Origin of the sequence: Enterobacter sp. RIT637, from assembly GCF_019718755.1 — a bacterium.
Lineage (GTDB): Bacteria > Pseudomonadota > Gammaproteobacteria > Enterobacterales > Enterobacteriaceae > Enterobacter.
Window position 1 is genome coordinate 688636 of record NZ_JAIHAZ010000002.1, and the last position, 13586, is coordinate 702221.

Sequence of the window (13586 nt, forward strand, 5' to 3'; positions counted from 1 at the left end):
ACAAAAACGCACCTTTAATAACTAAATAAAGCAAAAGAAACTAAAGAAAGTGAATTTGTCATTTCAGTATAAAAAGCATTCTTAACAACTTAAGACGTGAAACTATGAATACAAAAACTGCTGTAACGCCTCCTGTGGCGAATCAGGCATCAAATGGAAAAGCAAAACGACTGCTTATGATGGCGCTGCCTATCATTGTCGCCGTACTGCTGCTGTTTGTTCCCGTTCCTGAAGGCTTGCCGCCTTACGCATGGCACTACTTCGCTATCTTTGTCGGCGTGATCGTGGGTTTGATCTTCGAACCGCTGCCGGGTGCGGTGATCGGTCTGACCGGTGTGGTCGCCATTGCCCTGTGCAGCCAGTGGGTACTCTTCAGCCCGGAACAGCTGGCTGACCCGAAATTCAAGCTGGCGGGTGCCTCCTTTAAGTGGGCGGTGAGCGGGTTTGGTAACTCTACCGTCTGGCTGATCTTCGGTGCCTTCATGTTTGCCGCAGGCTATGACAAAACCCGCTTCGGCCGCCGTCTGGCGCTGATTCTGGTGAAGTACCTGGGCCGTCGCAGCCTGACGCTCGGTTACGCGATCACCTTCGCGGACCTGCTGCTGGCACCGTTTACCCCGTCCAACACCGCGCGCAGCGGCGGGACTATCTACCCCATCATCGCTAACCTTCCGCCGCTGTACGGTTCAAAACCGAATGACCCAAGCGCGCGTAAGATTGGTTCGTACCTGATGTGGGTGGCGATCACCGCAGCCTGTATCACCAGTTCGATGTTCCTTTCTGCTCTGGCTCCTAACCTGCTGGCGCTGGCGCTGGTGAAAAGCACCGTCGGGATCAACATCTCCTGGGGCACCTGGTTCATCGCCTTCCTGCCGCTGGGCGTGCTGCTGATTCTGACCATGCCGCTGCTGGCTTACTGGTTCTATCCGCCTGAAGTAAAAGTTAACGACGAAGTCCCGCTGTGGGCGACCCGTGAACTCGAAAAACTCGGCAAACTGTCCCGCAACGAAATCCTGCTGCTGGTGTTCGTATGCTGTGCGCTGCTGATGTGGATCTTCGCTGCCGCGTGGATTGAACCGGCAATGGCTGCCCTGCTTATCGTAGGTCTGATGCTGTGGACCGGCGTACTGGAGTGGAACGATATCACCGGTAACAAAGCCGCATGGAACACCTTCGTCTGGTTCGCCACGCTGGTAGCGCTGGCAGATGGCCTCTCCTCCACCGGCTTTATCAGCTGGCTGGGTAAAGAAGGCGGTCTGTTAATGAGCGGTATCTCACCGGGTGTGGCGACCATCGTTCTGCTGCTGGCGTTCTACCTGCTGCACTACCTGTTTGCCAGCACCACCGCGCACACTACCGCCCTGCTGCCGGCGATGCTGACCATCGCCTCCACCATTCCGGGCATGAATATGGAAGTGTTCGTTCTGCTGATGGTGACCTCGCTGGGCGTGATGGGGATTATCACCCCGTACGGTACTGGTCCAAGCCCGATTTACTACGGTAGCGGCTACCTGCCAACCAAAGACTACTGGCGCCTCGGCACCATCTTCGGTGCCATCTTCCTGGCGGCCCTGCTGCTGATTGGTTATCCGTGGATGTCCATGATGTTCTGATTCCTGACCGCCGGACTTCTCCTCCGGCGGTTTTATTTTTGTGGAGCAATACGCTATGTCAAACAAACCCTTTATCTACCAGAACCCCTTTCCTCTTTCCCATGACGACACCGAATACTATCTGCTGACCAAAGAGCACGTTTCCGTCGCCGAGTTCGACGGTCAGGAAGTGCTGAAAGTGGAGCCGGAAGCGCTGACCCTGCTGGCGCAGCAGGCCTTCCACGATGCCGCGTTTATGCTGCGTCCTTCCCATCAGAAGCAGGTTGCCGCTATCCTGAACGACCCGGAAGCCAGCCAGAACGACAAATACGTTGCCCTGCAGTTCCTGCGTAACTCTGAAATTGCCGCAAAAGGCGTGCTGCCAACCTGTCAGGATACCGGCACCGCGATCATCATGGGCAAAAAAGGCCAGCGCGTCTGGACCGGCGGCGGTGACGAAGCGGCTCTGAGCCAGGGCGTGTATAACACCTACATCGAAGATAACCTGCGCTACTCGCAGAATGCGGCGCTGGATATGTATAAAGAGGTGAACACCGGCACTAACCTGCCCGCGCAGATTGACCTCTACAGCGTCGACGGCGACGAGTACAAATTCCTGTGCATGGCTAAAGGCGGCGGTTCTGCCAACAAAACCTATCTCTACCAGGAAACCAAGGCGCTGATCACCCCGGCGAAGCTGAAAAACTACCTGGTTGAGAAGATGCGCACCCTGGGCACTGCGGCCTGCCCGCCTTACCATATCGCGTTTGTGATTGGTGGTACCTCAGCGGAAGCCACGCTGAAAACCGTGAAGCTGGCCTCCACCCGCTACTACGACGCGCTGCCAACCGAAGGTAACGAACATGGCCAGGCGTTCCGCGACGTTCAGCTCGAACAGGAACTGCTCCAGGAAGCCCAGAACCTCGGCCTCGGCGCGCAGTTTGGCGGTAAATACTTCGCCCACGATATCCGCGTGATCCGCCTGCCGCGCCACGGCGCGTCCTGCCCGATCGGCATGGGCGTCTCCTGCTCCGCAGACCGCAACATCAAAGCGAAGATCAACCGCGACGGGATCTGGATTGAGAAACTGGAGCACAACCCGGGTCAGTACATTCCGGAGTCCCTGCGCCAGCAGGGTGAAGGCGACGTAGTGAGCATCAATCTCGACAAGCCGATGAACGAGATCCTGGCGCAGCTTTCCGCGCACCCGGTCTCTACCCGCTTGTCGCTGAACGGCACCATCATCGTGGCGCGCGATATCGCCCACGCGAAGCTGAAAGAGCTGCTCGATAGCGGGGAAGAACTGCCGCAGTACGTCAAAGATCACCCGATTTACTACGCGGGCCCGGCTAAAACGCCGGAAGGCTACGCATCTGGCTCTCTCGGCCCGACCACGGCGGGACGTATGGACTCGTATGTGGACTTACTGCAATCCCACGGCGCGAGCATGATCATGCTGGCGAAAGGCAACCGCAGCCAGCAGGTGACGGATGCCTGTCATAAACACGGCGGCTTCTACCTCGGCAGCATCGGCGGCCCGGCAGCGGTGCTGGCGCAAAACAGCATTAAGAGCCTGGAATGCGTCGCGTATCCGGAGCTGGGAATGGAAGCCATCTGGAAAATCGAAGTCGAGAACTTCCCGGCGTTTATCCTGGTGGATGACAAAGGCAACGATTTCTTCCAGCAGATCCAGAACAAACAGTGCAAAGGCTGTTCACAGCGCTGAGTGCTTCCACACGTCCGGCAGTAGTGCCAGCGCGTCAGCAATGATGGCGCGCTTGTCGCTCCCCGGCTTCCAGATGGTGACCATCGTCTGACTAATCCCCTGGCTGCCCACTTCGGTGCGCAGCCTTTTTACGTTTTGCCACCGCGCGGCATGAAAATGAGTCGGTAAGAATCCCCAACCGCATCCGCGTTCCAGCAGGCCGCGCAGCATTTCCGGCTCGTTAGCAAAAAGGGTATGTCCGGAAATCTGCAGACGACGCGCGACAGGCTCGTCCGAGGCAGGGTGCATAACGACCTGGGGAACCAGGGAGAGGTCAAGCAGAGACAGCGGGGATGAAATATCCGTGAACAGCGTGCTGGAGGCGTAAAAATCCATATCGATTGCCCCCAGGGCCCTCCACTCCATGTCGTTACCCACGCTGCGGTTGCGTGCCTGGCAGATGGCCAGATCCGCGCGGCCGCTCGTCAGCAGGCGTTCAGATTCATCGCGCGAAGCGCAGATGAGGCTCAGCCGGATTTTTCGCGCCACCATTTCAGCGATGACCTCGTGCAGAAAGGCTCTGGGCGTAAAAGGATCGTAGACCAGCGTCAGATCCTGTGTGGCACCCTGGGGCACTTCTCTGGCAAAGGCCTCAAAGGCTTTTACCTGCCGCATCAGCAGATGCGCCTGGCGCTGAAGCTGCTCTCCTTCCGCCGTGAGACGCAGGGTACGCCCGTCGCGAATAAACAGCGCATAGCCCAACCCGTCCTCAAGAAAATCAATCAGATCGCGAAGCGTCGTTCGGTCTTTTTTCAGCGCCACCGCCGCTTTACTCAGGCTACCGTTCTCAGCCACGGCGGTGAATGCCTCAAGCTGTGCAAAGGAATAGAGTAGACCCGCCACGTTTCCTCCGTTGTTTGGGGGGATTTTCCCCCATTAGGCGTTTTTTATTATAGCGCCGGGCTTTTTAAACTGAAGCCGTTCTTAACCCATACGAGACGGATATGAAAAACAAAAAAGTAAACCAGGCTCTGTTGGCGGGTCTTGTCTTCAGTAGCCTGCTGTCCCCTGCGGCAATGGCCGCCTGCGAAGGCACCGACCTCAGCGCCTGCCCTGCCCCCTTTGACGCCGCGCTGCCGGACACCCATAAGATGCTTACCTGGAGCCAGGCTGACCGCGCGGTGGGCTTTCGCAATGACTACCGCAACTACGCCGGGGATATTTTCCGCCACGGTAACGCCGTGCCGCTGCGGGTGTCGGACAAGCCGCTCAAGGACGCCCACTATCAGATCAACGGCAGGCGCTACGGCCTGGAGGAGTACCTTAAGCGCCAGAACGTCAGCGGTATGCTGGTGCTGAAGGACGGTAAAATCGCCTGGAAGTATCTTGCACAGGGCAATACCGACTCCACGCTCTGGACCTCGCGCTCGGTAGGAAAATCTGTCGTTTCGGCGCTGGTGGGCGTTGCCCTCAAAGAGGGAAAAATTCACTCGCTCAACGACCTGATCACGCAGTATGAACCCGATCTGAAAGGCACCGCGTGGGACGGCGTGACGCTCAAACAGCTTATCACCCATACCTCGGGCGTGGCGTGGAACGAGGACTACACCAACCCAAAATCCGATTTCGCGCAGCTCACGGAGTGTGAGGCGAAGCCGGGTACCTACGACTGCGTGCGCAAGCTGGTGAAGGGACTACGCAGGGTTCACCCGGCCGGAGAGAGCTGGTCTTACTCATCGGGCGGCGCCTGGCTGCTGGGTGACGTGCTGGAGCGCGCCACCGGCATGACGCTCGCAGCCTATCTGGAGAAAAGCATCTGGCAGCCGTACGGCATGGCGAGCGACGGCGTGTGGCATGCCTACAGCAAAGGCCAGCACGACGTCGGCGCGCACGGCTTTAACGCCACGCTGGAGGACTGGGGTCGCTTCGGGCAATTTATCCTGAACAACGGTACGCTGCCGAACGGTAAGACGATCCTGCCCGCAGGCTGGGTGAAGCAGTCCGCAGACTGGACGCAAGCAACGGGCTCGGTGTCGAAGGCGCACCCGAAAGGGTTATACGGCTATCAGTGGTGGAATAACGAAGTGCCCGCCACGGCCACGGGCGTAAAGCCCGCAGTGCAGGATTCGCTGAAAGATTCACTCTGGGCGCTGGGGATCTTTGGCCAGATGATTATGGTGAATCAAAAGGAAAACCTAGTCATCGTTCAGTGGTCAACCTGGCCGCAGGCGGAACCGTCATTCAGCGCCCAGCCGCTGGAAGCGTCGCTGATGTTTAGCGCGATAGCGAACGCGCTACGCTGAATGTGTTAAGCCAGGCCATGCCTGGCTTCTCTTCTGCGCGATGTCACAAAACAGCGATATCAGCCACTTAGTGGAATATGGTGAATGAAAAATCAATGAATTGTTAAGTTATTGTTGAAACTGTAAATCCTGGTCAACGCCCTGTCATTGATGCACAGCACGCATCAGTTCATGCGCGATTTGCGCTTATTAAATTCCCTTTATTGAGCCAGTTTTCAGAAACAGACGCGTAAAACGTCAACAATAAACTGGAGATAACCATGTTTTCCTCAACCTCACCTGCAACCGTACGGTCTAAGGCGGGCGCGATACTTCGCGTGACGTCCGGCAACTTTCTCGAACAGTTCGATTTCTTTCTTTTCGGCTTCTATGCCACCTACATCGCCCACACGTTCTTCCCGGCGAGCAGTGAATTTGCGTCGCTGATGATGACCTTCGCCGTCTTCGGCGCGGGCTTTTTGATGCGGCCCATCGGGGCCATTGTGCTTGGCGCGTATATTGACAAGGTTGGGCGCAGAAAGGGTCTGATCGTCACGCTTTCCATCATGGCGGCGGGGACGTTCCTGATTGTGCTTATCCCTTCTTATCAAAGCATCGGTCTGTGGGCGCCGCTGCTGGTGCTGACGGGCCGTCTGCTGCAGGGCTTTTCCGCCGGTGCAGAGCTTGGAGGCGTCTCGGTCTATCTGGCTGAAATCGCCACGCCGGGCCGCAAAGGGTTTTACACCAGCTGGCAGTCCGGCAGCCAGCAGGTCGCCATTATGGTCGCCGCGGCGATGGGCTTTGCCCTGAATGCCCTGATGGAGGAGAGCGCCATTCGCGAATGGGGCTGGCGCATCCCGTTCCTGTTCGGCTGTTTAATCGTGCCGTTTATCTTCTTCCTGCGCCGCAAGCTGGAGGAAACAGAAGAGTTCAGCGCGCGCCGCCATCATCTGGAGATGCGTCAGGTCTTTAAAACGCTGCTCGGCAACTGGCAGGTGGTGGTCGCGGGCATGCTGATGGTGGCGATGACCACCACCGCGTTCTACCTGATCACCGTCTACGCCCCCACCTTTGGCAAAAAGGTGCTGATGCTCAGCGCCTCGGACAGCCTGCTGGTCACGCTGCTGGTGGCGATTTCTAACTTCATCTGGCTGCCGGTGGGCGGCGCGCTGTCGGATCGCTTTGGGCGCAAGCCGGTGCTGATTGCCATGGCCCTGCTGGCGCTGGCGACCAGCTACCCTGCCCTGACGCTGCTGGCGAGCGCCCCCAGCTTCTCCATGATGCTGAGCGTGCTGCTGTGGCTCTCTTTCCTTTACGGCCTGTATAACGGCGCGATGATCCCGGCTCTGACGGAGATTATGCCTGCTGAAGTGCGCGTGGCGGGATTCTCTCTGGCTTACAGCCTGGCAACGGCGGTCTTTGGCGGCTTTACCCCGGTAATGTCGACCGCGCTGATTGAATATACCGGTGACAAAGCGTCGCCTGGCTACTGGATGAGTTTCGCTGCCGTGTGTGCCCTGCTGGCCACGCTCTACCTCTACCGCCGCCGCGCGGTATCGCTGCAAAATACCGTCAAGTCACAGGGGGCAGTATGAAACGCGCTTATCGCTATACCGCCAGCTCGCTGGTGCTGACCCTCCTGAGCGTCAATGCCAGCGCCCAGGATGTGAAGGTCATGATCTCAGGCGGCTTCAAAGCCGCCCTGGAAAAGCTGGCCCCGGAATATGAACGCCGGACCGGGGATAAAATCGTGATCATCCCCGGCCCCTCAATGGGCACGACGCCGCAGGCGATCCCAAACCGACTGGCGCGCGGCGAAAAAGCCGACGTGGTGATTATGGTCGGGGATGCGCTGGAGAAGCTCGAAAAAGCCAGCCAGACCCTGCCGGGTTCGCGCACTGAACTCGCGGATTCTCCCGTTGGCATGGTGGTGAAAAAAGGTGCGGATGTTCCCGATATCAGCAGCGAGGCGAGTCTGCGTAACACGCTGCTGCAGGCCAGCTCCATCGCCTACTCCGACAGCGCCAGCGGCAGGTATGTCAGCCAGGCGTTGTTCAAAAAGCTGGGGATTGAAAAGGACGTGGCGGGCAAAGCGACAATGGTTGAGCGCATTCCGGTCGCCTCAGAGGTGGCAAAAGGAAAATACGCCGTGGGCTTCCAGCAGGTCAGCGAGCTGCTTCCGGTTCAGGGCGTCACCTTTATCGGGAAAATCCCTGACAATCTGCAGTACATCACGCGCTTCGCCGGCGCGGTCACCCGCCATGCAGAACATCCCGCGGAGGGGAAAGCGCTGCTGAGCTATCTCGCCTCACCGCCCTCAGGGGCGGCCATCCGCGAGACGGGGATGATCCCCGTTACGTCCGGCGATACTGCTCGGCGATCTGCTTTTCCAGTTCAGCCGCAATGTAGGACTGAATGCGCCCCCGGCGCCGGATAAGCCCCACGGTGCGTTTCACTTCCGGCGCCACCAGCGGCAGATGCGTCAGCAGCGTGTGCTCTGACATCGGCATCGACATGGCGGGAACGGCAGCAATGCCGATCCCCGCCTCTACCATACCGAGCATCGTGGTAACGTGGCGCGTTTCGCAGACGCTGGGGCGTTCGGGAATGATATTCCCCAGCATCCGATCGAGCAGGTTACGGTTACCTGAGGTTTTATCGAGGGAGATATAATCCTGCTGGTAAAATGCCTGCCACGTCAGGTGACTCTTCTGCGCCAGCGGGTGATCCTTTCGGCACGCCGCAACATAGACATCCTCCACCAGCGGGAAAAATTCGATGTCTGACGGCAAGTTTCCTGCGAAGGAGATGCCAAAATCCGCCTGGCTTCGGGCCACGGCGTCAATCACGTTCCCCGCGCTGCTGTCGATGAGCTTAATGCGAACGCGCGGATAGCGAGACTGAAAACGACGGATCACATCAGGCATAAAGTAACAGGCTGCGGACGGTACCGTGGCAATCGTGATCAGCCCCGTCCGCTCTTCACTGACTTTATCAACATCCGCCAGCATCGACTCAACGTTGTCGAGCAGCTGCGCGGAGCGTTCAGCAAAGTTTTGCCCGTATAAGGTTAAGGCCACGCGGCGGGTGGTACGGTCAAACAGCCGGTTTCCCAGCGCGGCTTCCAGCTTTTCAATCCTGCGGCTCAGCGCCGACTGGGATATGCAGATAGATTCCGCAGCGACACGGAAGTTACCGTATTCCACTAACGCTCTGAAAGCATAAAGATCGTTAAGGTCAAAATTCACGGGCATAGCGTCTGGATGTCCTGTCAGGGAATACGTAACAAAGTCAAAAATAATAGCGTCTTATTGACCCACCGCAACCGGCGCGGTGTTGAAATACGTCAGAGGTCGTTGAGATGCAGGCGAACATACCCGGCGCGATCGGCAATGGCCTGCCGCTCCTCTTCCTTCATGTCCGCAAGCTGTTTAAAGACGATGCCCAGGCGGGGATTGTGACCCAGACGCGCCTGATTGCGCGCAAAGAAATCCCAGTAAAGGGCATTGAAGGGGCACGCCAGCTCTCCGGTACGCTGGTTGTGCTGATACCGGCACCCCTGACAGTAATTACTCATCTTGTGAATGTACGACGCGCTTGAGACGTAGGGCTTACTGGCCAGTAAGCCGCCATCGCCAAACTGGCTCATGCCGAGGGTATTGGGCAGCTCCACCCATTCAAAGGCATCAATGTAGACCCCCAGATACCATTCATGAACCGCCTGCGGCGACAGGCCGCTGAGCAGGCTAAAGTTCCCGATGACCATCAGGCGCTGGATATGATGGGCGTAAGCCTCGGTGAGCGACTGTCCAACGGCATGCGCCAGGCAGCGCATCTGCGTCTTGCCCGTCCAGAACCAGTCCGGCAGAGGGGCGTGCTGGTCTAAGGCATTCAGCTCCCGATAGCCCGGCATCTGCGACCAGTAAATCCCACGCACGTACTCCCGCCAGCCGAGAATTTGTCGGATGAACCCTTCAACGGCAGGCAGCGGCGCATGGCCCGAACGCCATGCCTGCTGGGCGGCAGCCACCACTTCCCGCGGATTAAGCATTTTGGTGTTCAGCGCGAATGAAATTAACGAGTGGAAAAGAAAAGGCTCCTCCGCGTGCATCGCATCCTGCCAGGCACCGAACTGGGGGAGCACGTGAGTGATAAATTCATCCAGCCCGGCTTTGGCTTCCGAACGGTTGAGCGGCCAGCGAAAATTCCCGGCCTGCGGTTCGCCGAAGGTGTTTACGCCGCAGCGTTGGATCTCCGCCCATAAGGCTGAATAATCGTGGCGCGGACGCGAATCCTCCGGCGCGGGCGGCTCGCCTGACCAGCGCCTGCGGTTTTCAGCATCAAAATTCCATTTTCCCCCTTCCGGCTCGCCTTCTGCGGTCAACAGTATGCCGTGCTGACGACGCATTTCCCGGTAAAAGTACTCCATTCGCCAGCTTTTACGCGTCGCAAAAAACGCGCTCACCTGTTCACGGGTGGTGAAGAAATGCTCGCTGCTGACGCAGGCCGTTTCGACGGACGCCGTTTTCGCCCACGCCTGCAGCTGCGCATCAAGACGCCATTCGTCGGGCTCCTGCCACGTCACCCTCTCGGCGCCGTAATGCGCGACAAGCGCGTTGAGGTTGTCTTCCAGCGCGCCGCGGTTTGAGCTGTCAGAGAGCCGGACATACCTCACCCGATGCCCCTTTTCCTTTAACGCAGCGGCAAACGCGCGCATGGCCGCGAAGATGGCGATCACTTTCTGGGCGTGATGAAGCACGTACGCGGTTTCCGCCCGCAGCTCCAGCATTACGTAAATGACATTCGGATTGCAGTCATCAAACCAGCCGTGGTGCGGATTAAGCTGATCGCCCAGGATCAGGCGCAGTTCGGTCAACGGTGGCTCCTGCGACAGCGCTCGGAACAGTATTTGACCTCATCCCAGCATTTCGCCCATTTCTTGCGCCACGTCATGGGTCGCTGGCAGTGCACGCACGTACGGCTGGGAAGGTCCTGCTTGTTACCTTTGAAATCGCTCATTTTTCAATACCGTACTGATTTCTTCACTGAACCTGTGGGTTAAGGCTACGACAGACTTCACAAAATAAAGGTGATGCCCGCAAACCGCTACCCACCGCTACGTACGAATGATAGTTTATTCAGGCTGGAATTGTCGCAGCGAGCGATTTTCTGGCATCTTAACCGAACCTGACTTTCCCATTTTTGTTCAAGTGACGAGTTTGCGAGCAAAGCGATGATTAAGTGGCCCTGGAAAACGAATGAGGCTGGCCGGGATATGGCGCTGCCGTGGGATGACGCGCTGGCGATCCCTGTTCTGGCTAATCTTAAGCCGGATGAACAATCGAAACTGGTTCAGATGGCGGATCGTTTTTTGCAGCAAAAACGCCTGGTTCCGCTGCAGGGGTTCGAGCTGGATCCGCTGAAAAATGCCCGTATCGCCCTGCTTTTCTGTCTGCCGGTGCTGGAGCTTGGCATTGAGTGGCTGGACGGTTTCCACGAAGTGCTGATCTACCCGGCCCCCTTTATCGTCGATGACGAATGGGAAGATGACATCGGGCTGGTGCACAACCAGCGCGTGGTGCAGTCCGGGCAGAGCTGGCAGCAAGGGCCGATCATTCTCAACTGGCTCGATATTCAGGACTCGTTTGATGCCTCAGGCTTCAACCTGATTATTCATGAAGTGGCCCACAAGCTGGATACCCGCAACGGCGATCGCGCCAGCGGCGTGCCGCTGATCCCGCTTCGAGAAGTGGCCGGATGGGAGCACGACCTGCATGCGGCGATGGAGAATATCCAGGATGAGATAGACCTGGTGGGGGAAAGCGCGGCCAGTATTGACGCCTACGCGGCAACCGATCCTAGCGAGTGTTTTGCGGTGCTGTCAGAGTATTTCTTTAGCGCACCAGAACTCTTTGCCCCGCGCTTCCCGGCACTGTGGCAGCGTTTTTGCCAGTTTTACCAACAGGATCCGTTGCAACGTCTGCGGCAAAACGAAGAGCCTGCCGGTAATACGTCCCGCCAGGTCCATTAAGCTTTTTCAGCATGGGGACGCGCGGTGCAGCGTACCCCTAAGCTCACCAGCAAAAACAGCAGCGCCATTCCCCATGCGGCAGCAATTAAGAACGACTCACCATAAAAGCGGGTTACCACAGGCACCAGCATCGCACTTACCCCGTATCCTAACGTATGGCTGGTGGCGATAACTCCCGCCCCTTTCCCTGTCGTCAATCTGTCGTTCAGCAGCAGTTGATACCCCGGTGTTGCCATCGCGGCACCCAGCGAAGTTATTACGATTCCCACGTAGAAAAGCGCGAGATCCGCGACATACATCAGCCCAAGCCCCGTCACCATCAGCACCGCGGCCAGGCAGAGCAGCGTCATCGGGCTGAAATGCTGCGGGCGAACCACCAGAAACTGGGCGGCAAGCGTGGCCAGTGCGGCCAGGCTCAGCAGCATCGCAACATGATGGCTGATTTGCACCGGGTCGCCCTGTAACAACGGATGCAGATGCGGTGACAGGCCGAGCTGCATAAGGCTCACCAGCGCCGCCAGCAGCAGCGCCAGCATCAGGAACGGCAGCATCGATGCCTTCAGCCGGGTCGCCTGGTGCGCCACAGGCGGCAGCGGTGGATCGGCGGCTTCGCGCAGTACCAGCAGCAGCGCGATGAAGGGCGCTACTGCCATTAGCCAGAGCGGCGCCACCGGGTTAACGCTGAGCATCAGCGCCGCCAGCGGCGGCCCCAGCAGACGTCCGCAGCTGAGACCCGAGCTAATGGTCGCCAGCGCCGCCATTCTCTTCTCCAGTCCCGCGCGTTGAATGGCCCACGTCTGCGCGGCGGGCACCAGCCCGGAGACCGTCAGGCCGTACAGCGTGCGCGAGAGAACAAGCCCCGCAAGCCCCCACGCGGCATTCAACACACCATTACTCATGGCCCAGACCACCAGCGCCATTACCAGGAAGCTGGCCAGATAGCCACCCAGAGAGGCGAGCATGACCACCTTACAGCCGTGCCGCTCGCTCTGTCGTCCCCACCAGGGAGAGGCGGGTAAAAAGAGCATTGAGCCAAACATCAACAGCCCCGCCCAGACGGAGAGTGAGAGTCCGGTCAGGGTGACCAGCTGCGGCAGCATGACCAGCAAACCATTTTGCCCGATACCTAATAAACCCGCGCACAGCGCCAGGGGCCAGTTCGCTTTCCGGGCGACGTTATCCATCAGAGTTTCAGAGTATGGGCGCATAGAATTGTGAAGATAGTGTCAATAAATATGTGGAAATTATGAAGTTTATGAAAACAAATATTGCAAAAATAGTTGCGACTGTAAACAGAATGAATATCATAACGAGAATTATTATCAGTCATGGAATGAGGTACTTTTATGCGTGCTCTGCCCCGCTCCGCCGGTACAGACGTTGCGGCCCAGTGTTTTTTGAACGCGCTGCTGCGCGAAACGAAGGACTGGCGCTATCACCCCGCTACCGCTGCGGATGAGTTATCGCAGATTCATATCCCGCTTTCCCAGACCCAGGCTATTCGGGTTCCGGTACGCTATTTCTCTCACACCCAGCATCATCAGTACCTTTTCCCGGCAACGCTTATTCAGAGCAACAGTGATGACGGTGACGCCGTCACCTTTGATCAACTGGTTGATTTAATTCTTGAAAAACCGTCAGTAAAAGGCTCGCTGGATGCCGATACGCTGGCGCGTTTTAAGCAGCGCGTCCTTGAAAGCCATGCGCACACCTGGCAGGCGATCGATCTGCGCCACGGCTGGGCAAACCTTCGCGATAAGCCGCTGACGTTTGCCGAGGCGGAACAGGCGCTGCTGGTCGGCCACGCGTTTCACCCTGCACCAAAATCCCACGAGCCGTTCAACGAAGCCGAGGCGCGTCGCTATCTGCCCGATTTCGCCTCCCGCTTCCCGCTGCGCTGGTTTGCCGTTGAGAGCATGCTCGTTGCTGGCGACAGCCTGAACGTCTCCCTGCGCGAACGTCTGCTGCGCTTCGCC

General features: G+C 58.0%; 12 protein-coding genes. 7 read left to right on the forward strand and 5 right to left on the reverse strand.

The window, feature by feature from the left end; all coding sequences use genetic code 11:
- The first annotated feature begins 104 nt into the window (after positions 1-104).
- Together K5E19_RS06845 and fumA are read left to right on the forward strand one after the other, a co-directional pair.
- Positions 105-1613: an anion permease gene (locus K5E19_RS06845; RefSeq protein ID WP_221550482.1), complete on the forward strand. Its 1509-nt coding sequence runs from the start codon at positions 105-107 to the stop codon at positions 1611-1613.
- Positions 1614-1668: 55 nt separating this feature from the next.
- Positions 1669-3318, forward strand: coding sequence for a class I fumarate hydratase FumA (gene fumA / locus K5E19_RS06850; protein WP_221550483.1), 1650 nt, complete (start codon positions 1669-1671; stop codon positions 3316-3318).
- Here the strand turns inward: fumA and K5E19_RS06855 are convergent.
- The gene (locus K5E19_RS06855) at positions 3307-4200 is read right to left on the reverse strand and encodes a LysR family transcriptional regulator (RefSeq protein ID WP_221550484.1); all 894 of its coding nucleotides are present in this window, start codon (positions 4198-4200) and stop codon (positions 3307-3309) included. The two genes, fumA and K5E19_RS06855, sit on opposite strands and share 12 nt — an antisense overlap.
- Before the next feature lie 101 nt (positions 4201-4301).
- Between K5E19_RS06855 and K5E19_RS06860 the strand changes: the two genes are divergently transcribed.
- The 3 genes from K5E19_RS06860 (at position 4302) to K5E19_RS06870 (ending at position 8016) form a co-directional block, all read left to right on the forward strand.
- Positions 4302-5600, forward strand: coding sequence for a serine hydrolase (locus K5E19_RS06860; RefSeq protein WP_221550485.1), 1299 nt, complete (start codon positions 4302-4304; stop codon positions 5598-5600).
- 260 nt (positions 5601-5860) lie between these two features.
- The gene (locus K5E19_RS06865; RefSeq protein ID WP_023336204.1) at positions 5861-7174 is read left to right on the forward strand and encodes an MFS transporter; all 1314 of its coding nucleotides are present in this window, start codon (positions 5861-5863) and stop codon (positions 7172-7174) included.
- Positions 7171-8016 carry a substrate-binding domain-containing protein gene (locus tag K5E19_RS06870; protein WP_221550486.1) on the forward strand — a complete coding sequence of 282 codons (846 nt, stop codon included), beginning with the start codon at positions 7171-7173 and terminating at the stop codon, positions 8014-8016. Before K5E19_RS06865 ends, K5E19_RS06870 begins: the two co-directional genes overlap by 4 nt.
- Here the strand turns inward: K5E19_RS06870 and K5E19_RS06875 are convergent.
- The 3 genes from K5E19_RS06875 to K5E19_RS06885 form a co-directional block, all read right to left on the reverse strand.
- On the reverse strand, positions 7934-8833 hold the full coding sequence (locus tag K5E19_RS06875) for a LysR family transcriptional regulator (RefSeq protein WP_221550487.1): 900 nt from the start codon (positions 8831-8833) through the stop codon (positions 7934-7936). The genes K5E19_RS06870 and K5E19_RS06875 overlap by 83 nt on opposite strands.
- A gap of 92 nt (positions 8834-8925) precedes the next feature.
- Positions 8926-10455 (reverse strand): cryptochrome/photolyase family protein, encoded by a 1530-nt coding sequence (locus tag K5E19_RS06880; RefSeq protein ID WP_221550488.1) that lies wholly within the window; start codon positions 10453-10455, stop codon positions 8926-8928.
- The gene (locus tag K5E19_RS06885; protein WP_221550489.1) at positions 10452-10598 is read right to left on the reverse strand and encodes a DUF2256 domain-containing protein; all 147 of its coding nucleotides are present in this window, start codon (positions 10596-10598) and stop codon (positions 10452-10454) included. The genes K5E19_RS06880 and K5E19_RS06885 overlap by 4 nt, the downstream gene beginning before the upstream one ends.
- Positions 10599-10812: 214 nt before the next feature.
- Here K5E19_RS06885 and mtfA point away from each other — a divergent pair, with 214 nt between their 5' ends.
- Positions 10813-11610 (forward strand): DgsA anti-repressor MtfA, encoded by a 798-nt coding sequence (gene mtfA, locus K5E19_RS06890; RefSeq protein ID WP_221550490.1) that lies wholly within the window; start codon positions 10813-10815, stop codon positions 11608-11610.
- Here the strand turns inward: mtfA and K5E19_RS06895 are convergent.
- Complete coding sequence (locus tag K5E19_RS06895) at positions 11607-12818, reverse strand: MFS transporter (protein WP_221550491.1); 1212 nt, start codon at positions 12816-12818, stop codon at positions 11607-11609. The genes mtfA and K5E19_RS06895 overlap by 4 nt on opposite strands.
- 138 nt (positions 12819-12956) lie before the next feature.
- Here K5E19_RS06895 and K5E19_RS06900 point away from each other — a divergent pair.
- The coding region (locus K5E19_RS06900; RefSeq protein WP_311775514.1) for an IucA/IucC family protein at positions 12957-13586 on the forward strand (630 nt) is incomplete at its 3' end.